22 protein-coding genes and 1 pseudogene are annotated in these 21,283 nt (G+C 47.2%); 21 read left to right on the forward strand and 2 right to left on the reverse strand.

Features of this window, described 5'->3' with window-relative positions:
- Positions 1-9 precede the first annotated feature (9 nt).
- The 10 genes from mog to tgt all read left to right on the forward strand — a co-directional run bounded on the left by mog (position 10) and on the right by tgt (position 7,383).
- Positions 10-537 carry a molybdopterin adenylyltransferase gene (mog, locus tag Q0274_RS04810; RefSeq protein ID WP_298028084.1) on the forward strand — a complete coding sequence of 176 codons (528 nt, stop codon included), beginning with the start codon at positions 10-12 and terminating at the stop codon, positions 535-537.
- A gap of 65 nt (positions 538-602) precedes the next feature.
- A complete protein-coding gene (locus tag Q0274_RS04815; protein WP_291936786.1) occupies positions 603-920 on the forward strand; it encodes an HMA2 domain-containing protein in 318 nt (105 codons plus the stop codon).
- Positions 917-1,528: a hypothetical protein gene (locus tag Q0274_RS04820; RefSeq protein ID WP_298028085.1), complete on the forward strand. Its 612-nt coding sequence runs from the start codon at positions 917-919 to the stop codon at positions 1,526-1,528. The genes Q0274_RS04815 and Q0274_RS04820 overlap by 4 nt, the downstream gene beginning before the upstream one ends.
- 95 nt (positions 1,529-1,623) lie before the next feature.
- Positions 1,624-2,115: a hypothetical protein gene (locus Q0274_RS04825; protein ID WP_298028086.1), complete on the forward strand. Its 492-nt coding sequence runs from the start codon at positions 1,624-1,626 to the stop codon at positions 2,113-2,115.
- Positions 2,116-2,123: 8 nt separating this feature from the next.
- A complete protein-coding gene (locus Q0274_RS04830; protein WP_177386687.1) occupies positions 2,124-2,426 on the forward strand; it encodes a Cys/Met metabolism pyridoxal-phosphate-dependent enzyme in 303 nt (100 codons plus the stop codon).
- The gene (locus tag Q0274_RS04835) at positions 2,419-2,913 is read left to right on the forward strand and encodes a hypothetical protein (protein ID WP_298028087.1); all 495 of its coding nucleotides are present in this window, start codon (positions 2,419-2,421) and stop codon (positions 2,911-2,913) included. Before Q0274_RS04830 ends, Q0274_RS04835 begins: the two co-directional genes overlap by 8 nt.
- 3 nt (positions 2,914-2,916) lie before the next feature.
- Positions 2,917-4,998, forward strand: a complete 2,082-nt coding sequence (locus Q0274_RS04840; protein ID WP_298028089.1) for a heavy metal translocating P-type ATPase — start codon at positions 2,917-2,919, stop codon at positions 4,996-4,998.
- Positions 4,988-5,332 carry a hypothetical protein gene (locus tag Q0274_RS04845; protein WP_298028090.1) on the forward strand — a complete coding sequence of 115 codons (345 nt, stop codon included), beginning with the start codon at positions 4,988-4,990 and terminating at the stop codon, positions 5,330-5,332. The genes Q0274_RS04840 and Q0274_RS04845 overlap by 11 nt, the downstream gene beginning before the upstream one ends.
- A 253-nt stretch (positions 5,333-5,585) precedes the next feature.
- On the forward strand, positions 5,586-5,915 hold the full coding sequence (locus tag Q0274_RS04850; protein ID WP_298028091.1) for an excalibur calcium-binding domain-containing protein: 330 nt from the start codon (positions 5,586-5,588) through the stop codon (positions 5,913-5,915).
- Between the two features lie 301 nt (positions 5,916-6,216).
- Positions 6,217-7,383, forward strand: coding sequence for a tRNA guanosine(34) transglycosylase Tgt (gene tgt / locus Q0274_RS04855; RefSeq protein ID WP_298028092.1), 1,167 nt, complete (start codon positions 6,217-6,219; stop codon positions 7,381-7,383).
- A gap of 683 nt (positions 7,384-8,066) precedes the next feature.
- Here the strand turns inward: tgt and Q0274_RS04860 are convergent.
- Positions 8,067-9,200, reverse strand: a complete 1,134-nt coding sequence (locus Q0274_RS04860; RefSeq protein WP_298028094.1) for a hypothetical protein — start codon at positions 9,198-9,200, stop codon at positions 8,067-8,069.
- A 60-nt stretch (positions 9,201-9,260) separates the two neighbouring features.
- Positions 9,261-11,078, reverse strand: a complete 1,818-nt coding sequence (gene glmS, locus Q0274_RS04865) for a glutamine--fructose-6-phosphate transaminase (isomerizing) (RefSeq protein ID WP_298028095.1) — start codon at positions 11,076-11,078, stop codon at positions 9,261-9,263.
- Positions 11,079-11,219: 141 nt separating this feature from the next.
- Between glmS and mqnE the strand changes: the two genes are divergently transcribed.
- The 11 genes and pseudogenes from mqnE to Q0274_RS04920 all read left to right on the forward strand — a co-directional run.
- Positions 11,220-12,302 (forward strand): aminofutalosine synthase MqnE, encoded by a 1,083-nt coding sequence (gene mqnE, locus Q0274_RS04870; RefSeq protein WP_298028096.1) that lies wholly within the window; start codon positions 11,220-11,222, stop codon positions 12,300-12,302.
- 18 nt (positions 12,303-12,320) lie between these two features.
- Positions 12,321-13,616, forward strand: coding sequence for an NCS2 family permease (locus Q0274_RS04875; RefSeq protein ID WP_177386696.1), 1,296 nt, complete (start codon positions 12,321-12,323; stop codon positions 13,614-13,616).
- 15 nt (positions 13,617-13,631) lie between these two features.
- Positions 13,632-14,107: pseudogene (locus Q0274_RS04880) on the forward strand (phosphoribosyltransferase).
- Between the two features lie 112 nt (positions 14,108-14,219).
- A complete protein-coding gene (locus Q0274_RS04885) occupies positions 14,220-15,446 on the forward strand; it encodes a hypothetical protein (protein ID WP_298028097.1) in 1,227 nt (408 codons plus the stop codon).
- A gap of 27 nt (positions 15,447-15,473) precedes the next feature.
- On the forward strand, positions 15,474-16,160 hold the full coding sequence (locus Q0274_RS04890; RefSeq protein WP_298028098.1) for a type II secretion system protein: 687 nt from the start codon (positions 15,474-15,476) through the stop codon (positions 16,158-16,160).
- 66 nt (positions 16,161-16,226) lie between these two features.
- Positions 16,227-18,224, forward strand: a complete 1,998-nt coding sequence (gene metG / locus Q0274_RS04895; RefSeq protein WP_298028099.1) for a methionine--tRNA ligase — start codon at positions 16,227-16,229, stop codon at positions 18,222-18,224.
- Positions 18,225-18,226: 2 nt separating this feature from the next.
- On the forward strand, positions 18,227-19,075 hold the full coding sequence (locus Q0274_RS04900; protein WP_298028101.1) for a hypothetical protein: 849 nt from the start codon (positions 18,227-18,229) through the stop codon (positions 19,073-19,075).
- Positions 19,075-20,061, forward strand: coding sequence for a hypothetical protein (locus Q0274_RS04905; RefSeq protein ID WP_298028102.1), 987 nt, complete (start codon positions 19,075-19,077; stop codon positions 20,059-20,061). Before Q0274_RS04900 ends, Q0274_RS04905 begins: the two co-directional genes overlap by 1 nt.
- Before the next feature lie 16 nt (positions 20,062-20,077).
- On the forward strand, positions 20,078-20,365 hold the full coding sequence (locus Q0274_RS04910) for a hypothetical protein (protein WP_298028103.1): 288 nt from the start codon (positions 20,078-20,080) through the stop codon (positions 20,363-20,365).
- 3 nt (positions 20,366-20,368) lie between these two features.
- A complete protein-coding gene (locus tag Q0274_RS04915; protein ID WP_298028105.1) occupies positions 20,369-20,578 on the forward strand; it encodes an ester cyclase in 210 nt (69 codons plus the stop codon).
- A 44-nt stretch (positions 20,579-20,622) separates the two neighbouring features.
- Positions 20,623-21,283, forward strand: a 661-nt coding sequence (locus tag Q0274_RS04920) for a UbiD family decarboxylase domain-containing protein (RefSeq protein ID WP_298028106.1), incomplete at its 3' end; no start/stop codon positions are given.

Raw genomic sequence — 21,283 nt, forward strand, 5'->3', positions numbered from 1 at the left:
GAGAGGAAAATGGTAAAAATAGGTGTTTTAACGATCAGTGATCGCGCTAGCGGTGGCGTTTACGAGGATTTAGGAGGCAAAGAAATAATTGCCGTGATGGATGATTGGCTAACTTGCGAGAAAGAGTATTTTTATGAAATTGTCCCCGATGAGCTTGAGCAGATCAAAGATAAGCTGATTTATCTTTGCGACGAAGCGGGTTGTGATTTAGTGCTAACTACGGGTGGCACGGGTCCTGCTCCACGCGATGTAACGCCTGAAGCGACCGAAGCGGTAAGTGAGAAATTAATGCCAGGCTTTGGCGAATTAATGCGCGCAGAGAGCCAAAAGATCGTGCCTACGGCAATTTTATCTCGCCAGATAGCAGCGATCCGCAAAAAATCTCTGATTATAAACTTACCGGGCAATCCAAAAGCGATTAAAGAATGCCTTTTGCCGGTATTTCCTGCCGTGCCGTATTGCATTGATCTAATGGGAGGAAATTACATAACAGCGGATGAAAATAAGATAAAAATATTCCGTCCTAAACGCAAATAATTCGCAAAATTTAGCAGGAATTAAATGATTTATGATATTATTTGGGTGCAAATTTAAGGAAAAATATGAAAATAAATCACAACGATATTTTGGAATTTCATAAATATTTTAGCAAAATCAGCCACAGCAAAGGTCGTATTCGCATCCGCGTAAGTCCTAAAATAAGGGAGTTGCGAGATAGCGTGAGCGAAGAGAGCCTGAAGGCTAAAATAGCTGCAATTCGCGGGATAAAAGAGTATAAATTTAACTCTCTAATCGGCTCGCTGACGATTCATTATGATGAAAGCGTTTTTCCGATGCACCTTTGGGAGCAGTTTTTAAGCGGCATCAGTTCGCCTGAGCTAGTAGCGCTTGTAAATTCCAATATAGAGGCGATTTCTTGAGCGAAGAAGCATTACGTAGCACTAAAAAATCGCGCAAAATTTCTAATAAATCTCGGAATTTAAATGAGGCGCAAATTGCAGATATCGCTCTTTTGCTCGAAAAAGAGGCGCAAATTTTACAGTTTTATTCGCTGGGTGCAGTTAAATTTCAAGATAAAAAGTTAGGAGAAATTCTATCTTTACGAGCTGGATTACTTGAGCGGATGCTAGACTTTGCTAATTCTTGCGAGCTTGGCGCTATGCCTCCTGAAAATAGCAGTGAGGGACTGGTTGCAAAAGGTATGAATGAGTTTTTGGCTTCGGCGCTTTTGATAGAAAAAAGCTCTATGATGTTTTATGACGATCTAATTAATTCGTGCAAGAACGCGGAATTTAAAGAGCTGCTGTATAAAGCGCAGGCGGTTTCGTATAATGAAATTTTGCCGATTTTAAAAGAATTAAATTCTAAATGCGAGGTTGATTCAAATTCTTTGAATTTAACTGATTTGTTAAATGAAATTTTAAAAAATCCGCAGGAATTAGAGTGGATATTTCAAAAATACGATTTGCAAAATATCTTAAATAGCGCATTTTCCAATTTAATTAAAGGAATTTTGCAGAAAAATTAAATTAGGATTGCAAAAATCTAAAAAAATCGCTATAATATCAAAATCTATGTAAAGTTGATAAAATGACTTTATAATCTTAACACAAGGAGAATGAAATGCCGATCCCATTTCTAGCAGGTTTTGCGCTTGGTTGCGCGGCGGTTTACGCTTATAACAATCGAGATAAAATCAAAGAAGGTGCGAATAAAATCGTGAGCAGTAAAAGCGTCGAGGAGCTAAAAAATAGCGTCAAAGGCGGAGCGGAAAAATTAAGCAAAAAATCAAAAGAAATTTTTGCGGAAGCCAAAGAAGGCCTAGACGATGTCGCTGAGGCGGTAAAAGGTAAAAGAAAGTCTGGCGGTAAAAAAGCTGCGACAAGTAGCGCCAGCACTGAGACTAGCACTGTAAAAAAAACCAGAAAAAAGCCGGGACCAAAACCTGGATTTAAAAGAACTAAAAAATCCACTGCGAGCGCTAAGACGGGCGAAACACCGGCAGGTGAGACATCCGCAGCATCTACTACTCCACTTAATATCCCGCAGATTGTAAAAATGGACGATAATTCTTTGGCTAAATTTACGTCCGCAGACGATAAATCAGAGAAATAGAGGCCTAAATGAATAGATCACTTACGACACAGCGTTCTCCGCTGGATCACGTTTTAAGCGGCGCTATAGCAGGGGCGATCGGCGGTTGCGCCGTAGAGCTCGTTAAAGCCAAAGAAGGCAAGAGCAAATCTAAAGCGATTCGCGATGCGCTAGATATTGCGCTAAGCGGCGGTATCATCGGCGGCGGCGCGATTTACAGTGCAAATAAGCTCGTACAAGGCGAGTATCTACGCGCAGCGGCAGGCGTCGCAGTATGCGTAGGCGCGCTCATTGCGGGTAGAAATTTTATTCTTAAGGTAGGCAATGAGTAATCCGTATATCACAAAAAAAGATTTGAAAGAAATTCTAGACGATTACGATTTTGGTGGCAATAAATATTCTAGCGGCTCTGCGGGCGGCTTTGACGGCGATGATAAGCTTGGCGGCTGGGCAAAATGGATAAATGAGCGAGTAAATTCCGCACCTTTTAACAGCTCTGCTTCCAGCAATAATTCGGACAATAAAGATTCTGCCACTCAAAGTTCAAGCGACGTAAATTCTACTCAAAGCTCGCAAAATTCCACTTCCGGTGGAATTTTTAATTCCTTGGGTGGTAGGCAAAACGCGAGCGGCTTATTCGGTAGCAACTCATTTATCACAGGCATCGCTCTGGGTGCTGCGGCGACCTATTTTCTAACCGACGAAAACGCGCAAAAAAAGCTTTTTAAGCTCATCGCAAAGGGTACCGAGATGTTTCAGATGGGCATCGAAGAGATGAAAGAGCGATTCGAAGACGCCAAGGCAGAGATGCAAGAGTAGTCGATGCAAAATTTTAAAATTTTACATGAGACTAAAACTAGACTACGCATAAAGGTCGCGGGCTTTAAAGGGCTCGATACGAGCGCACTGCAAAAAGCTACTGCGAGGCTTGAAGGTGTAACGGAAGCTAGATTTAACGCTAAAATCGGCTCTTTGATCCTTAAACTTGACGCGGGTGTAGATAAGGCAGGAATTCTAAAGCAACTTGAAGCTTTAAATTTAAGCGAGCTAAAATCAATTATCCCCGCTAGCCATAAAAATTTACCGAGCAAAAACGACTTTATTTTAGCGCTTCTCGCATTAGGAGGAAATTTAATCTTTCGCACTTCGCCTTTAGCGCGCGCATTTAGCATCGTAGCGTGCATGCCTATCTTAAAAGAGGGCATTAAAGAAAGCTTTCGTCATGGACTTACTTCAAAGGGTTTGGAGGCTGCCGCTGTAGGGATTTCGCTCGCTCGCGGAGATATCTTTGCCGCAAACAGCACCAACGCTATGCTTGCTCTTGGCGAATATATGGAGGAAAGCACCGTTTATAAAAGCGACGATCTAATCCGCGAGCTCGCCCGCCCGGACATCGCCGAGGCGTGGGTCGAGATAGATCAGAACGGCAAAAAGACCGAAGTCAAAATCGCAACCTCTAAGTTAAAGGTAGGCGACATCGTGGTCGTGGGCGCAGGCGACGTCATCGCCGTGGACGGACACGTCGTAAGCGGCGAAGCGATGATAAATCAGGCCAATATGACGGGCGAGTCGGTCGCGGTGAAAAAATCTCGCGGCGATAGCGTGCTAAGCGGCACGATCGTGGAGGAGGGCAGGATCCGTATCTGGGCGGAAAACGTCGGAGAAAACACCTCCACGCAGCGCATTAAGCATTACATCACGGCATCTCTTAACGAGCGCTCCAGCATCGGCATGCATACGACTCACTTAGCCGACAAGCTCGTTCCGGTAACCTTCGGGCTTGCGGGCGTGTCCTATCTGATAAATCGAAATTTTATGAGCGTAGCTTCGGTGCTCCAGGCAGACTACTCGTGCGCGCTTAAGCTGCCTACGCCGGTTGCTTTTAAGTCAAGCATCTCAAAAGCGGGCAAGAACGGGATTTTGATTAAAGGCGCCAAGGCTCTTGAGTCGCTTGCGGCCGCCGATACCTTCGTATTCGATAAGACGGGCACGCTTACGTACGGCAACCTGGAGGTCGCCGAGATCATATCGTTTGACGAGCGCTTTAGCAAAAACGATATTTTAAATTTAACCGCGAGCGCCGAGGAGCATTACTTTCACCCCGTAGCCGAGGCGATCGTGGATGCGGCTAAAAAGCACGGCTTTATCCACAAGCACCACGACGAGGTGGAATTCGTCGTCGCTCACGGCGTAAAGACCAGCATCGAGGGCAAAAAGCTCATCATTGGCTCGCGCCACTTCCTGGAGGATGACGAGATGATCTCGTTTGCGGCGCATGAGCAGACCATCGATCTTGCGATGCAAAAGGGGCTCGCGCTGCTTTACATCGCATTTGACGGCAGACTTTTGGGCGTCATCGGGCTTAGAGACGAGGTGCGCGCAAACGCCCGCACCGTCATCGCTAGGCTCCGCGAGCTTGGCGTAGGGCAGATCGTCATGCTAAGCGGCGACGTGAAATCAAAAGCTCGCGCCGTGGCCAAAAAGCTCGGCGTAGATCGCTATTACGGCGAGCTACTGCCGACGCAAAAGACCGAAATTTTAGAACAGTTAAAAGCCGAGGGGCGAAAGGTGGTCTTCGTAGGCGACGGCATAAACGACGCGCCGAGCCTGATGAAGGCGGACATCGGCATCAGCATGCTAAACGGCGCCGAGATCGCCAAGGCTTCCGCGCAGATCGGGCTTTTGAAAAACGACATCGAAGGCGTCGCGCAGGTAAAGGCGCTGGCTAACGACACGCTGCGGCTCGTAAATCGAAATTTCAACGCTACCGTGGGGGTAAATTCGATCATTTTATTTTTGGCGACCTTTGGCGCGCTAAGTCCCGTAGCTACGGCGCTGCTGCATAACGGCACGACGATAGGCCTTCTACTAAATTCTATCAAAGGGGTAAAATTTGAGCATTGAAGATAAAATTTTGGATCTAAATTTTCAGCGTAAAGCGGCTAAAACAGCGCTCGGAGTTAGTATGGGCATCACGGCTCTAACCGCGCTGAATATGAACTCGCGCATGTCGCAGCTGCATAAAATTTCCGGCCTAGTGATGCTAGGATGCGCGATCTGGCACGCTAGCCTTTACGGCTCGCCGTACAGCGAGTTTTTGCAAAATAGAAAAGCAAAGAGCAGGGGCAGAAAGAGATCCGAAGCGAATTTAGCCTTGCAAAATTTATCGGACGGCAAAAGCGTGTCCGCAAAAAGCGCGCCGGCAAAAAGAAAGCCTCGCGCCCGCAAAAGCGCCTAGCGGCATAGCGCGTCGCGGCTTTAAAGCGCAAAGATAAACTCTAAAGCTATCCCACGCCTGCTGCTCTAGCGCCTTTGTTAGACTCGCTTTAAAGCGCAAAGATAAACTCTAAAGCCGCTAAATTTATTTAGACGTGCCGCCGAATGAAACGTCGTAAGCGATAAAATCTGCGCCGTTTGCGGTTAAATTTACTATTTTATTAATTATTTATCTATTTATCCATACAATTCCATCAAAATTTTAAGGATAGACGATGAAATTAGTTTTATTGTTTTCGGTATTGGCTAGTCTTGCTTTGGGGCTGGATTGCAGCGCCAAGACCTATTGCTCGCAGTTTAGCAGCTGCGAAGAAACGACGCGGTATCTACGCGAGTGCGGCAGAGTACAGGATGGCGGCACCCAGTATACCGACGGCGACGGCGACGGCGTGCCGTGCGAAAAACAGCTTTGCGGTCATAAATTTAGCGGATTTTCTAGCGCGCGCGATGAAAAGAGCGAAGTTTCAAATTTAAAAGACGTTGCCGACTCTTGCGGTGTGGAGAAATTTAATGGTAGCGTTATAGCTATAAAATTTGCTTCATAAGTCCGTGAAATTTTATCTCGGTATATCTTTAAATTTATAATATAAAGCGCGCCGTGATCTAATGCCGCCGCGCTCGATAAATTCGCAATGTTCGATTAAATTTTAATTATAAAAGAGCTGGTAAATTTTATATTTAGCGGCTGTGTCGGTTGCTAGCTACCGAAATTTTAATCCGCAAACACCTCATAGTATCCTTTAAATTTTTACCCACCTTTACCTGCCGCAAATTTAAATTTCGCTACAATCGCTTTTTAAAATTTTGCGCCAAGTACGCGCAAGAAGCTAAATTTAAAGGATCAAGATGGATTTTACGATAGACGCTGCGGACGGCGCGGCGCGCGCCTGCACGATCCGCACGGCGCATAGCACGATCCGCACCCCCGTTTTTATGCCGGTCGGCACCGTGGGCGCGGTCAAGGCGCTCGATGCGACGGACGTGGAGCAGCTCCTGGGTGCGCAGATCATTCTCGCCAACACCTATCATATGTATCTGCGTCCGGGCTCGCGGGTGGTGGCGGGCTTCGGCGGGCTGCACGGATTTACGAAGTTTCCCCGCAGCTTTCTGACCGACAGCGGCGGCTTTCAGGCCTTTAGCCTGCGCGCAAACACAAAAAACGACGAGGGCGGCATAAAATTTAAAAGCCACATCGACGGCAGCATGCATTATTTCACGCCGCGCTCGGTGCTCGATACGCAGTATGAGCTAAACTCCGATATTATGATGATTTTAGACGACTTGGTGGAGCTGCCGCGCGAGCCGGGCGCACTTAGCAGCGATGATAGATCGCGGCTTAAAAAGCGTATCGATCTAAGCGTTGCGCGCACGATAAAATGGGCTCGCGAGGCGATAGATTATCACGAGGCCATGAAATCTCGCGGCCTGCACGCGCATCAAAACATCTTCGGTATCATCCAAGGCGGCACCGACCCGCAGGCGCGCAAATTTTGCGCCGAAGCGCTGTGTGAGATGAGCTTCGACGGGCTTGCGATCGGAGGGCTTAGCGTGGGCGAGAAAAACGAGCTGATGTACGAAACCGTCGAGGCCATGATGCCATACGTCGATCCCGCACGCCCGAGATATTTGATGGGGGTCGGCACTCCCGAGGATCTCGTCGAAAACGTCGCTCGCGGCGTGGATATGTTCGACTGCGTGATGCCTACGCGCAACGCCCGCAACGGCACGCTATTTACGAGCTTCGGCAAGATCAGCATCAAAAACGCGGGCTTTATCAGCGATCACGATCCGATCGATCCGCACTGCGACTGCTACACGTGCAAACGCTTCAGCCGCGGCTATCTAAATCATCTATTTCGCGCGCGCGAGCTTAGCTTTTACCGCCTCGCGAGCATTCACAATCTGCACTTCTACCTGCGCCTTGCCGCAGATATGAGAGAGGCGATCGTGCACGGGCGGTTTGCGGAGTTTAGGCGTGAATTTTACGCCGCACGAAACATAGCGCGAGATTAAATTTCAGTAGGCGAGGGCATGGAATTTAGCGCGATAGTTAAATTTAGTGGCGGCGGCGGGATTTTAATACGGCGCGCGGGCGATTAAATTTAAACGCGACAAAATTTTGGCAGTGAAATTTTAAGAGCTGCGGCGCGTGGAGCTTGTAGCTTTAAATTTGATTTGAATCCGCACTTAGGCTTTGGCATCAATTAGAGTTTTATTTTGGCAAAATTTTATTATGATAGAGAGCTATGTCTTGGAATTTCGCCGTAGAATATGAGATAAAATTTAGTTTTGAAGCTTTGCGCTAAGTTGCGTGGATAAAATTCTGCGTTGATATGCGCTGAGCGCGCGAGATTTAAAGATGGAATTTAGCGGTAGAATTTTACGGACGCGATGTCAAATTGCCACGGCTTTTGTCAAATAGGGGGCATTGCATCGAAATTCGAAGTATTGGTGTATTTTTGTAAGCCGTGCGTTACGCGTATAAAAGACATATATTGCTTTAGGGCGTGCGATCTGCGCCTAAAATTATGGAATTTTATTGCGATAAAATTTTAATGCGGTAGAATTTTACTTTGATAAAGTTCGAATTTCCACTAAATTCTGTCTTCGTGCTAAATTTTGCAATGAAATTTTGAGCAGAATTCTATCATAGTAGAATTTCATCGCAGCCAAATATGCGGTAAAATTTTGTAAAATTATTTTTTAATCCGCCTTATCATGCAAAATCCAAGGAAATAAAGTGGCGACATAACGATAAAGATTATGATGTATCTCCATGCCGTGCTCGCAAAAAATAGCCCCGTAAGTTCCATAAATTTTATCGATGCACCAGTATAGCGGTCGCCGATACCGATGAAAATAATAGCCGCGAGCTCCACGAGTAGCGCAGGAGCAAATAGGATCGAGCCTGCGGTTTTGAAAAACATAAACGCAAACGCCTTGAACTTATAATAAAACGAAATGAGTCCAAATCCGATCACGCCGCAGATGAAAATCTGCTCGAACTCATCCAGCCCCAGGCTCTTATCCTGCAGGATCGTAGAGATGACGCACAGGATGATAAAGACGTTGTAGTTCGCCATTTGACGCATCAGGTATTGATTGTGCGTCGCTATGGAGAGTAGGTTTATCGCGCGGTTAAGCGGCAGCAGATAAAATAGTGCAAAACTAAGGAAAATCAGCAGATCCATCACCATATAAACCGTGTCTTGATTGACGTAGTCTTGGATCTGCGAAAAAGATAGAAATATGCTTGCAATTTGCGAGCGGAATATCAAAATAATGACTATCGGCACTATGGGCAGGATTATGGATTTAAGCCCTTCCTTGCGGATAGATGAAGTATAAATTTTACTCTCGACGCTTTGCGTAGTGCGCAGATCGTCGGTTTGGACGAACTCAAATCCAAAGAATTTCGGTTTTTTTGCACTCGCAGGCTTGACTTTGCGGTTAAATTTAAAATTCTTAAATTTTTTTGCGACCCTCGTTTCTTTTATGGCAGATATATCGTTTGCAATATTTTCGGTAGAACTTTGAAAGGAAGGTGCTTCTGATATATTATTTTCTGCAGAATTCTTATCGCCAAAAATTTCATCGTTTTGCTTTGCAGATTCTTTTGGCTGTGGGGTTACTTTTTGCGCTACGCGGTCTTTGGATTTAGAGCCCTCGACGCGCTTTATATTTATCGCGCTGGATGCTAGCGTGTCGAAGCTTACCTCATCGCCGTCGGTTAGGCTAGGATCGCGTTCGCCAAGCATTTCGTAGCTATACTCGACCCCGCCCGTGGCGACTATGACATTTTCACCTCTGATAAATCCGATAAGTCTCATATACTAACATTCCCCGATTTTTTAATGAGAAATATTAGTCAAAATGAACTTAAAAAACGATTATTCTACGGTGACGCTTTTGGCTAAATTCCGCGGCATATCTACGTCGTTGCCAAGTCTGACAGAGATTTCAAGAGCTAGAATTTGTAAAATTATCATCATCTCAAAAAACTCGCTCATCGCGTGGCTCTGCTCGCTTGTTTTGATAAAATCATCCGCGACCTCGGGCTCTTCCGGGCTGATAGCTAAAATATACGCATCGCGTGCGGCAAGCTCTTCGACATTGCTTTTCGTTTTTTCGTAGAGCAAATGCTTTGGCATCAGCGCAACCGTAAAGAGATTAGAATCGGCAAGAGCGATCGGTCCGTGCTTCATCTCGCCGCTCGGATAGCCCTCCGCGTGCAGATATGAGATCTCTTTGAGCTTGAGTGCGCCCTCAAGAGCGAGCGGATAGAAAATATCGCGACCGATAAAGAAAAAGCCGTGTCCGTGCAGATAGTGTTTACTCATGCGGTAAATTTTATCCTGCAAGCCGTCTTTGATCTTTAGAATTTGCGGGATATGAAGCATCGCTGAAATTTCAGCGGAATTCATGCGTACCGAGATGACTTCGCGCAGATTTGCAAGATACACGACGAACATCCATAGCACCATAACCTGCGTCGCAAAAGCCTTCGTAGATGCCACACCCTTTTCGATGCCTGCGCGGGTGAGGATCACGCTACCTGCCATGCGCACGATCGAGCTGTTATCGACGTTGCAGATCGCAAGCGTCCTAAGACCAGCTTTTTTAGCGATATGCAGCGCCTCTAAGGTATCGGCTGTCTCACCGCTTTGCGAAATCACGATAAAAAGGGAGTTTTTATTCAAAAACGGCTCCTTGTAGCGGAATTCGCTGGCGACTTCCACTTTTGTGCGGATTTTAGCGATGCGCTCGAAAAGATACGAACTTACGAGCGCGGCGTGATAGCTTGTGCCGCAGGCGCATAGCACGACCTCATCGATGCCCTCAAACATCGCCGCATCAAGTTCGTCAAATTTTATCTTACCGCCCTTTATTACGCGCCCCATCATCGCTTCGGTTACGACTTGCGCTTGCTCGTAAATTTCTTTTTCCATAAAAAATCTAAAGCCCTCTTTTTGCGCGTAGCCTTTATCCTTCGGAAGCTCACTAAAGGCGCAATTATGCGGTTTAGAGTTTTTAAAAATGTCTATTTGTCCGAGCTTGGCAACGCCGTAAATTTGATCGTCCAGATACGCAGCAGTATTCGCAAGCCCGATGAGGGGGGCGTCTGAGGAGCTAAAGAAAATTTCGTTTTTATCATTTTTCGCGACGATGAGCGGAGCTGCGTTTTTAGCAAAGAAAATTTCTCCGGGTGCTGCCTTGGTGATCAAAAGCGTTGCGTATGCGCCTTTTAGCCGTTTAATTGTGGCTTCATATGCCTTAAATGCGTCGTTGCTAGCCTTGAAATTTTTTTCAAAAAGATGCACGATCACTTCAGTATCGGTCTGGCTTAAAAATTTCACGCCGTCCGCTTCGAGCTCATCTTTTAGCTCGATGTAGTTTTCGATGATGCCGTTATGTACGACGAAGCTAAAATCTCCAAAATGCGGATGCGCGTTAAGCTCGGTGGGCTTTCCGTGCGTCGCCCAGCGAGTATGTCCGATCGCAACGCCAAAGCCTTGCGAAGTGAAATCTTTCATCTTTTCTTCGAGATTATTTAGCTTGCCGACCGCTTTGAAATACTTTATATTCGCACTCTCGTCCATCACGGCAAGCCCTGCGCTATCGTATCCGCGATACTCGAGTTCTTTCAGTCCGTTTATTATGATTTTTTTCTTTTCGGCATTTCCTATGTAGCCTACGATTCCACACATTTTGCTTTCCTTGTTTAAAATTTGGCGCCCATTTTACTACGCTATTTTAAATTAACGAAATTCGGCTCTAAATTTAGTCCGCTTATCCGTTTTGTAAGCAAAAAATTATATAATTAGCACAAAATTTGGCTTGGGAAATCGATGGAAATTTTAGAAAAACTACAAAGCGGCGAGAGATTAAATTACGAAGACGGCGTTAAATTATGGGATATGGATCTTTTCGATCTGGGCAAATTCGCCTTTGCTATTCGCAAAGAAAAAAACGGTAAAAACGTCTATTTTAACGCAAATCGTCATATAAATCCTTCGAATTTATGCGCAGATACCTGTAAATTTTGCGCATTTTCGGCGCACCGCAAGAACGAAAACGCTTACACGATGAGCGATGATGAGATCATGCGTATCGTGGATGAGACCGTAGCGCGCGGCACGAAGGAGATTCATATCGTAAGCTCGCACAATCCATTCGTTACGCCGCAGCAATATTTGGGAATTTTCAAAGCGATAAAACAAAAATATCCGCTTGTGCACATCAAGGCTATGACCGCGGCGGAGATCGATTACTGGCGGCGAAAGTGGAAGATGAGCTACGAGGAGACGATAGAGCTGATGATGCAAAGCGGCGTAGATTCGATGCCCGGGGGCGGCGCTGAAATTTTTGACGAGGACGTGCGCGATAAAATTTGCAAAGGCAAGGTCTCAAGCGAGCAGTGGCTACGTATCCACTCGCTGTGGCATGCACGCGGGCGCCAGAGTAACGCCACGATGCTCTTTGGTCATATAGAAAGCCGCGCTCACCGCATCGATCACATCTTGCGTATCCGCGCGCTGCAAGATGAGAGCCTCTCTCGCGCTAACGGCGGCGGTTTCAACGCCTTCATTCCGCTCGTGTATCAGCGCGAAAACAACTACCTGGACGTGAAGGGCTTTTTGGGCTCGGTCGAAATTTTAAAAACGATCGCGATTAGTAGAATTTTGCTTGACAACGTCGCGCATATCAAGGCTTACTGGGCGACCTCGACGTTAAGCTTGGCCCTCGTAGCGCAGGATTTCGGCGCGGACGATCTTGACGGCACGATCGAGAACGAAAGTATTCAAAGCAGCGCCGGCGCCGGCAGCAAAAAAGGGCAGAGTAAGCGCGATTTTATCGATATGATCAGCACCGCAGGCTTTGTGCCGGTAGAGCGCGACAGCTTGTATAATCAGATCGAAATTTACGAATAAATTCTAAAGGAGGAGCAAGTGGAAAAATTCTTTCATCTCGCCGCCGCAAAAACGTCGGTAAGGCAGGAGCTTATCGCAGGGCTTACTACGTTTTTAGCGATGATTTACATCGTGCCGGTAAACGCTAACATTATGAGCATCGCAGGCATGCCGTTTGACGCGCTGGTTACGGCAACCGCGCTTATTACGATAATCGCGACGCTGTTTAACGGGCTCTTTGCAAATACCCCCGTTGCGCTTAGCGTTGGCATGGGGCTAAATGCGTATTTTACCTTTGCGTTGTGCGTGGATGCGAAGATGCCGTGGCAGAGCGCACTTGGCATCGTAGCGATAAGCGGAGCGCTTTTTACAGTGCTTTCGTTTACGAATTTTCGCGTTTGGGTTATCAAATCTATCCCGCTTGATCTGCGTCGCGCCATAAGTGCGGGTATCGGGGCTTTCATCTGCTTTATCGGACTTAAACAGATGGGTGTCATCGCGCCTAGTCAGGCGACGCTAGTAACTTTGGGAAATTTAAAAGATCTAAACGTTTTGCTTGGGATTTTAGGCTTAGCGGTCGTGCTGGTGCTCTTCGTGCTTAGAATCAAGGCGGCGTTTATCTTAAGCATTTTGATTACTTCGTGCGTTGCGTGGGTGGCTGGAATTTCGCCCGCACCGCATGGCATAGTAAGCGCACCAAGCGGCATAACGCCGATATTTGCTAAGCTAGATATCCCCGGAGCGCTAAAGCTTGCGTTCGTGCCTTTTATAATCACATTTTTCGTTACGCATCTATTCGATAGTATCGGCACTCTAACCGGCGTGGGAAACCGCGCAGGGCTTTTTGGAGAGAACAGCAAAGACGGTATGAAAAAATTATCTAGAAATTTAACCTCCGATGCGATAGGTAGCGTCGCAGGTGCTGTTATCGGCACGAGCACGGTTACCGCATTTGCTGAAAGCGCGAGCGGAGTAGAAGCGGGCGGCCGCACGGGGCTAACGGCGGTATTTTGCGCTATATTTTTCGTGCTGACGCTGTTTATGTTGCCGCTATTTAAGGCGATCCCCGCAAATGCGATCTATCCGATCCTCGTAATGGTCGGGGTTTTGATGTTTAGCGAGCTTGGCAAGATCGATTATAGCGACGCTGGAATTTTAATCCCTGCCTTTTTTATAGTGTTTTTGATGCCTTTTACCTACTCGATCACCAACGGCTTAAGCTTCGGCTTTATCGCTTATATCGTAGTTAGACTCGCTCAGCGCAGGATAAAAGATTTAAATTTCGGCGTTTTGACGCTCGGCGCGATTAGCGTTTTAGTATTTTTGATGCATTAAATTTTAAGGAAAGATATGAGATTTTATAGTTTTGACGAGATGGATCGCGATGCAAGAGTTATAGCAAAGCAGGTTAGGGATGAATTTATGCCCGATGCAATCGTGGCGATCGCTAGAGGCGGGCTCACATTTGGTCATGCGCTAGCCAATGCGCTTGATATGCGAACGATATTTTCGATAAATTCCATCCACTACGCGGACACCAAAAAGCTCGACACCATCGACGTTTTTAACGTGCCCGATCTGGAGCTTTACAAGCGCGTGCTGCTTTAACGGCCGGCAGCCGCGTGCTGCTGGTGGACGATATCATCGACAGCGGCGACAGCATGGTCGAGATCAAGCGCGTGCTGCTGGAGAAATTCCCGCAAATAGAGCTTAAAACCGCGGTGATTTTTTACAAACCTAAGGCGCTCATCCAGCCCGATTTTAAAATTTCAAAGACGGATGAGTGGATAAATTTCTTTTGGGAAAATTATACGATAGAGGAATGAAGCGGCGTGCGGTTAAATTTAGCGGCTAAATTTTAAAGGATTCGGCGGATTAAATTTTATGAAATTTCGGCCGTAGAATTTAGGTCGTAAATTTAAAGTGCCCGCAGCAAGGATGAGAGTGAAGAAGCTTTATCAAAACGAAATTTTCGTAATCTCTATAATGTGCCTGTTTCAGGGCATATTTCTGCTTTATGCGATCTCAAATTTAAGCATCAGCTACTACGAAGCCGAAATTTTTTATGAGAAAAAATCCCTCGTTTCGCTAATCGCAAATTTAAGCTGCGAAATTTTCGGGCGCAACGACTACGCCCTGCGCGTACCGTTTATTTTGATCCACTTCGCAAATGCCGCGATGATCTATAAAATTTCAAAATTTATTCTAAAGCGTCGCTTCGATAGAGTGGTCGCTACGGCGCTATTTATGGCGCTTCCTGCGTCAATGAGTAGCGCGATCTTGCTAAATCCCGCGGGCATCATCGTTTTTTTCACGCTGCTAGCGATCTATTTTGCAAAGAGTGAATACAATATCGCGCTTTTCGTGCTTCTGTCCGTTTGCGCCCTGATCGACCGCGCGTTTTTTATGCTCTACGTCAGCTTTGGAATTTGGGCGCTTTATACGCGCAAAAAGGAGCTTTTGCTTCTTTGCATAGCGCTATTTAGCTTCAGCGTGATCTTTTACGACGTAAGCTCGGAAGGCAAGCCGAAGGGATATTTTCTGGACACCGTGGGCGTTTTTGCGGGCGCGTTTTCGCCTTTAGTGTTTTTATTTTTCATCTACACGATCTATAGAATTTGGATCAAAGAGGAAAAGAGCTTGCTGTGGTTCATCGCTACGAGCGCGCTTTGTCTAACGATGCTTTTTTCGCTAAGACAACGCGTGCCGCTTGAGATGATGCTGCCGTATTGCGTCATCGCTACGCCTTTGATCATTCGGGTTTTGTTTAATTCATACCGAGTTAGATTGCCTAAATTTCGCACCTTTCACAAGATCGCCGTGGGTGTGACGTTAGTAAGCTTAGCGGTGAGCTATTTTGCAGTGATTTTTAGCGATGTGATGTATGAGGCGATGTTCGCAAACAAACCGCAGCGGCATTTCATCTATAAATTTGACGTAGCTAGGCAGCTGGCAAGTGAGCTAAAAAATCGCGGAGTAAAAAATGTAAGCTGCGAAGACGAGAGGCTCTGCCTGCGCCTAAAATTTTACGGACTGCCTAGCGGGGATAGCGCTTTTATCTATGTGGATGAGCCGGAATATGTCTCGGATCATAAAAATTCGATACAAAATATAGATATTTACAAGCGAGGCGTGCGAATTGCGAAATTTTATGTTAAAATATAAACAAAATTTTTATGAAAGGTAAAAATTATGAAAAAAGCATTTACTATGATAGAGCTGATTTTCATCATCGTGGTGGTTGGAATTTTAGCGGCGGTGGCAGTGCCTCAAATCAATCGAAATAGCCTTGTGGAGGCGGCAGATCAAGTAGCTGCTCATATTCGCTATACTCAGCAGCTGGCTATGAATGATAACAAATTCGATCCCGACGATCCTAATTGGTTTAAGAGATTTTGGAGGATTCAATTTACCGATCAAGGAGCACCGGGCTCTGCAGCAGGATGGCGATATAATATATATTGGGATAACGGAGACTTCCCTGGTTCAAACGGACAACCAAATAGCCTAAATTCTATGGCAGCTGATCCGCAAAATCCTAACAAACTGCTTACTTCGGGCTTTGCTAGGCAACCTGCCAATACTAATGGTGCAAAAATGAATAAAAAGCTAAATTTAGAAGCAACATATAATATAAGCAATATAGAATTTACTAATTGCGGTAATAGAAATAATCACACCATATCCTTTGATTCTTATGGCCGCCCAATGGGGCAGTTAGCGAACTCTAATGTGCCATATGATAGGCTTTTCGTGGGTCAAAATCCATGCGTTATCACGCTTACCAATGATGCTAATGAACAAGCCTATATAAGTATTCAGCCCGAGACGGGATATGTAAATTATACCTTAAATAAAGCGGGCTCACGATCGCAGTAAATTTAAATATTAAAATTATATATTGCGATAGATTAGGTTATTGATAAAATTAATGTAAGGAGAATGATGAAAAAATACATAATGACGCCGATTTATTACGTAAACGACGTCCCGCATATCGGTCACGCATACACGACGATCATCGCCGATACGATGGCTAGATTTTACCGCCTGCAAGGACACGAGGTGTTTTTTAAAACGGGCACCGACGAGCACGGCCAAAAGATCGAGGAGGCCGCAGCTAAGCACGGCCAGAGCCCAAAGCAGTACGCAGACGGCGTAAGCGCTAAATTTAAAGACCTGTGGGACGAGTTTGACATCAGCTACGATATGTTTTCGCGCACTACCGATGCCGCGCACGAGGCGGCGGTGCAAAACGTATTTCGCAAGATGTATGAAAAGGGCGACATTTATAAGGGCGAATACGAGGGCAACTACTGCGTAAGCTGCGAGAGTTTTTTCCCTTCCGCTCAGTTAATCGACGGCGAGTATTGCCCCGACTGCGGCAAAAAGACTAAAATTTTAAAAGAGGAGAGCTATTTTTTTAGGCTTAGCGCCTACGCAGAGCGGCTTTTGAAATGGTACGAGGATGAAAAGTGCATTCTTCCCCTAGGCAAAAAAAACGAGGTGATAAGCTTCGTAAAAAGCGGGCTAAAGGATCTTTCGATCACGCGAACGGGCTTTGATTGGGGTATTAAAATTCCGTCCGAGCTAAACGATCCTAAGCACGTGATTTACGTCTGGCTGGACGCGCTGATGGATTATCTTAGCTCGCTTGGATTTTGCGCGGGCGGCGAGCGGATGGAGTATTGGCACGATGCGCTGCACATCGTAGGCAAGGACATTTTGCGCTTTCACGCCGTTTATTGGCCTGCGTTTTTGATGAGCCTGGGGCTAAATATGCCACGTAGCATCGCAGCTCACGGCTGGTGGACGCGCGACGGCAAAAAGATGAGTAAGAGCCTTGGCAACGTCGTGGATCCGCGCGAGGTCGCAAACGCCTACGGGCTGGAGCAGTTTAGGTATTTCTTATTGCGCGAGGTGCCGTTCGGCCAAGACGGCGATTTTTCGCAAAAAGCGATCATCAACCGCATAAATTCCGAGCTTGCCAACGAGCTTGGAAATCTGCTCAGCCGCATCGTCGGCATGAGCGCAAAATACTCGGACTACGTCATAAATTCCAAAGACGTGATGAAATTTTTCACCGCCGAGATCAAGGAGGCGAACTCCTATCTGAGCGCAGCACTTAGCGCGCTTGAGGAGGTCGCTACCAATAGATACTTGGAGGAGCTTTGGAGGGCGCTTGCTCTTGCGAACGCTTCGATCGCGAAATATGAGCCGTGGAATTTGATGAAAAACGGCGAGCAGGCCAAGGCGCTGGCCCTCATCGCATTGGTTGCAAACATTTTGGCTAAAGTCGCCGTACTGCTAAGTCCCGCGATGCCGAAGACGGCGGCACGTATCGCAGACACGCTCGGCTTTGAAATATCCACTCCGCTTTATGAAAAGCTAGTACTTCGCGGCGAAATTTTAGATTTTAAGGCTAAGCCGTGCGAGCCGCTTTTTACCAAGATTGATCACGAGCTAATGCCGAAGGCGGACTACGACAGGCTGGATGGCGCTGTAAATTCTGAAAGCGGTTCGGGCACAGATGCCGCAGTAAAAGGCGCGCCAAGTTTAAACCCAAACGCTTTCGGCTCGGGCGCTACCACGCAAGAAGCCAAAGGCGAGACAACCGAAGCTCAAATCAAAATCGACGATTTTAAAAAGTGCGTTATAAAAGTCGGCACGATTTTGGAGTGCGAAAACATAGAGGGCAGCGAGAAGCTGCTGCGATTTATGATCGATTTGGGCGAGGAGAAGCCGCGTCAAATCATAAGCGGTATCGCGAAATTTTACGATCCCGCCGCACTTGTCGGCAAGCAGATCTGCGTGCTGGCGAATTTAAAACCCGCTAAAATTTTTAAACATAGCAGCGAGGGTATGATTTTAAGCGCCGAGGACGGTAGCCTTACGCTGCTTAGCACTCTCGCGCCCGTAAAAAACGGCGCGATCGTGGGTTAGCGATGAAGGCTTTAGCGCGCAAGGCTTCGAAGCTCGCTATCTACGGCGCGGCCGGGCTCTGCGCGCAAAAAAGCGCCGCTTCGGATAAAATTTTAAAGCTTTATCGCAACTCCTCCCTTGCCGCAAAGATCGGTGCAGGCGGGCTTGTATGCGCCACGCCTTTGGCGCTGAAACTCGGCGCAGGAGTTGCTTTAAAATTTGCGGCGCGTAAAATTTTAACATTCGGCATTTGCGAGCTGTCGAAGTCTGCCGCTTTAAAATGTGCAAAACTCGGCACGCGCGCGGTCGTGCGTTCATTTTCGCGCACCGATAAATTTACAGATGAGCGCTCGAAAAAGCGCGCAAGCGCGGATAGCGAGAGCTCTAAAGCAAGCGCCGCATCGCGCAGAAAGCGCACGGCAGGTGTTTCTGGCGCGAATGTCAAAAAGGACGCCTCACTTTCCAAAAGCGCTTCTGCTAAAAAAAATGCAGCAACAAAAAGCATGCCCGCAAAAAAATCCCCGCTCGCTAAAAAACCTATACCTGTCGCAAAAACTGCATCGACCGCCAAAAATATCGCAGCAAGTGTAGTCTCTACATCCACGGCAAAATTGCCATCTGTCGCAAAATCCGCGTCCGTAAAAAGCGCCGCGCAAAATAAAATTTCTGCAGCTAGTGTAAAATCGGCAGCGGCTAAAAGTACCTCTCAGAACGCAAAATCTCGCCGCATCGCAAAAGATACTGCTACGCCTGCCGTAATCGCCGCAAAAGACGCCGTCGCGTCCGGCACAAGTTCTGCATCTACCGCAAAGCAGCCGCGCCGCGCCGCAAAGAGCGCGCCCTTTAAAAGCTCCGCCGCAGGGAAATCGTAATGGTAAATTTATTAAATTTAACCCGTATCGTAAACGGAACGATGCTAAATAGTCCTGCGATCTCCGCGGTCGAAAGCTTTGCGATCGAGCCCGCAAAGGTCGCGAAAAAGGGCGCTTTTATAGCACTCGGCGCAAATGAGCGCGACGTGCGCACCGCGATCGATAACGGCGCGTACGCGATCATTTTCGATAATAATTTCAAGCCGCTTAACGACGAGATCGCCTTTATCAAGGTCGAAAATTTATGCTCGGCGCTAGTGCGGCTGATAAAATTTCTGGGCGAGACGTGGCGGCATGGCTTCGTGCTGATAAACGAGGTGCAAAGCGAGATCCTGCGCTACACGAGCGTGCCGAAAAATTTGATGTTTGCGCCGCGCAGCAAGGGCGAGCTTTTCATCAGCCTGTTGAACGCCAAAGAGAAAAATACCTACTTCACCACCGACGGCGATCTTTTGCAAAGCCTCGGTATCTCGCCCGTCACGATCCCTGCGAGCGACGATTTTAGGCTGCTTTACGGCGGCTCGATATTTTACAGCAGCTTCGTTTTCGGCGGGCTTTATTATTCAAACTTAATCTTTCCGCAGCTGTTTTTGCCCGAGCTATGCGGCGTGATCGAGTATCTCTCGCGCAAAAACATACCCTTTAAATTTCAAAACTTAAGCGTATTTGGCCATTTCGAGCCGATTTTTGTGGATAGATTTTTTAACATTAGCTCGCTTGGCGGAAGCTATCGCGCCTTTATCGCCGAGAGCGATCCTGAGCTTTTTGCGCGCGAAGCGGAGTTTTTGCGGGCAAAATTCCGCGAAAAAATTATCGTATGCGCCAGCTGGGAGGACCGCTTGGACGGCACCAAGATCGACTTTCGCTTCAATAAGCTAAGCGCGCTAAAGAGCCTGCCTGAGTTTCACTACGCGCTGGTTTTTGCGGAGAAGAGCGCGATCGTGCAGCTTCTAAATCAAAAACCGCAAGAAAAAAATCTATTTTAGCCTCAAGGAGATCGGTATGAAAAGACGAAATTTTATTAAATTCGGCGCAGTAGCGGCTATCGCGCCGATAGTATCAAGCGCTAAAACCACGCACGAGGATAAAATAGAGCGGAATAAAGCCGCTATGAAGCGCTTTGAGACGGCGATAAATACCGCGGACGAAGCGCTTTTAAACGAGCTTGTGGATCCCGAAGCGCCGTTTGTCACGCCCGCGTCGAAAGATCCGCTTTACGGCGGCAGCGGCTACAATGCGATCGTAAAAATGATGCGCACGAGCTTCCCTGATGTACAGTGGGCGATGTAGGACATGGTCTCGGACGAGAGATGCGTAGCGGTGTATTGGCTTTGCAGCGGCACTCACAAGCATGATTTTATGGGCATCGCGCCTACGGGGCGAAAATTTAGCGCGCGGGTGATGAACTTTTATTACTTTAACGAGCGCGGCAAGATCGTAAACGATGTCGCAGCCGAGGGGATGATCGCCATACTGCGCGCCATCGGTGCATGCGATAAATAATATGGCGAGAGCTCATTATGGGATTATTGAATTGAAAGAGGGCTATGGACTACATTAAAATTCTGCGCGAAAACGGGCTATTGCGCGAGGTAAAGGAGCAGATCGGCACCGAGCTTGAGATAGCGCACGCAAGCTATATCGAGGTCAAGAAAGAGCGCTCGCAGGCGCTGCTTTTTACAAACGTGCGAAACGCGCAGGGTAAACGGATGCCGCCTGTGCTAACCAATATTTTTGGCTCCTTCGAGGCGTTAAATTTAATCCTCGGTCGCGAACCTAACGAGATCGCCGCCGAGATCGAGAGCCTGCTAAAGCCGAAGCGTCCGCAAAGCCTCGGCGAAAAAATTGATTTTTTAGCGCACTTAATCTCGCTTCGTAAAATTTTTGTAAAGCGCCTTAGCGGCCGTGGCGAGTGTCAGCAGGTCGCGCATCTGGGCGCTGACGTCGATCTTGGCGAGCTTCCCGTTCTTAAGACCTGGGAGGGTGACGGCGGCGCGTTCATCACGATGGGGCAGGTCTATACGAAGGATCTGAACTCTCAAACGCAAAATCTCGGCATGTATCGCCTGCAAATTTACGGGCGCGACCGCCTGGGGATGCACTGGCAGATACACAAAGACGGCGCTGGCTTTTTCGACGAATACCGTAAAGCAGGGCGCAAGATGCCCGTATCCGTGGCGATCGGCGGCGATCCGCTCTATATCTGGT

The organism is uncultured Campylobacter sp. (assembly GCF_937973075.1).
Taxonomy (GTDB): Bacteria; Campylobacterota; Campylobacteria; order Campylobacterales; family Campylobacteraceae; genus Campylobacter_B.

What these genes read in the sequence shown, in the direction of transcription:
- mog (WP_298028084.1), top strand. Translation starts at nt 10, where the DNA reads ATGGTAAAAATAGGTGTTTTAACGATCAGTGATCGCGCTAGCGGTGGC.
- Q0274_RS04815 (WP_291936786.1), top strand. Translation starts at nt 603, where the DNA reads ATGAAAATAAATCACAACGATATTTTGGAATTTCATAAATATTTTAGC.
- Q0274_RS04825 (WP_298028086.1), top strand. Translation starts at nt 1,624, where the DNA reads ATGCCGATCCCATTTCTAGCAGGTTTTGCGCTTGGTTGCGCGGCGGTT.
- Q0274_RS04830 (WP_177386687.1), top strand. Translation starts at nt 2,124, where the DNA reads ATGAATAGATCACTTACGACACAGCGTTCTCCGCTGGATCACGTTTTA.
- Q0274_RS04835 (WP_298028087.1), top strand. Translation starts at nt 2,419, where the DNA reads ATGAGTAATCCGTATATCACAAAAAAAGATTTGAAAGAAATTCTAGAC.
- Q0274_RS04840 (WP_298028089.1), top strand. Translation starts at nt 2,917, where the DNA reads ATGCAAAATTTTAAAATTTTACATGAGACTAAAACTAGACTACGCATA.
- Q0274_RS04850 (WP_298028091.1), top strand. Translation starts at nt 5,586, where the DNA reads ATGAAATTAGTTTTATTGTTTTCGGTATTGGCTAGTCTTGCTTTGGGG.
- tgt (WP_298028092.1), top strand. Translation starts at nt 6,217, where the DNA reads ATGGATTTTACGATAGACGCTGCGGACGGCGCGGCGCGCGCCTGCACG.
- Q0274_RS04860 (WP_298028094.1), bottom strand. Translation starts at nt 9,200, where the DNA reads ATGAGACTTATCGGATTTATCAGAGGTGAAAATGTCATAGTCGCCACG.
- glmS (WP_298028095.1), bottom strand. Translation starts at nt 11,078, where the DNA reads ATGTGTGGAATCGTAGGCTACATAGGAAATGCCGAAAAGAAAAAAATC.
- mqnE (WP_298028096.1), top strand. Translation starts at nt 11,220, where the DNA reads ATGGAAATTTTAGAAAAACTACAAAGCGGCGAGAGATTAAATTACGAA.
- Q0274_RS04885 (WP_298028097.1), top strand. Translation starts at nt 14,220, where the DNA reads ATGAGAGTGAAGAAGCTTTATCAAAACGAAATTTTCGTAATCTCTATA.
- Q0274_RS04890 (WP_298028098.1), top strand. Translation starts at nt 15,474, where the DNA reads ATGAAAAAAGCATTTACTATGATAGAGCTGATTTTCATCATCGTGGTG.
- metG (WP_298028099.1), top strand. Translation starts at nt 16,227, where the DNA reads ATGAAAAAATACATAATGACGCCGATTTATTACGTAAACGACGTCCCG.
- Q0274_RS04900 (WP_298028101.1), top strand. Translation starts at nt 18,227, where the DNA reads ATGAAGGCTTTAGCGCGCAAGGCTTCGAAGCTCGCTATCTACGGCGCG.
- Q0274_RS04905 (WP_298028102.1), top strand. Translation starts at nt 19,075, where the DNA reads ATGGTAAATTTATTAAATTTAACCCGTATCGTAAACGGAACGATGCTA.
- Q0274_RS04910 (WP_298028103.1), top strand. Translation starts at nt 20,078, where the DNA reads ATGAAAAGACGAAATTTTATTAAATTCGGCGCAGTAGCGGCTATCGCG.
- Q0274_RS04915 (WP_298028105.1), top strand. Translation starts at nt 20,369, where the DNA reads ATGGTCTCGGACGAGAGATGCGTAGCGGTGTATTGGCTTTGCAGCGGC.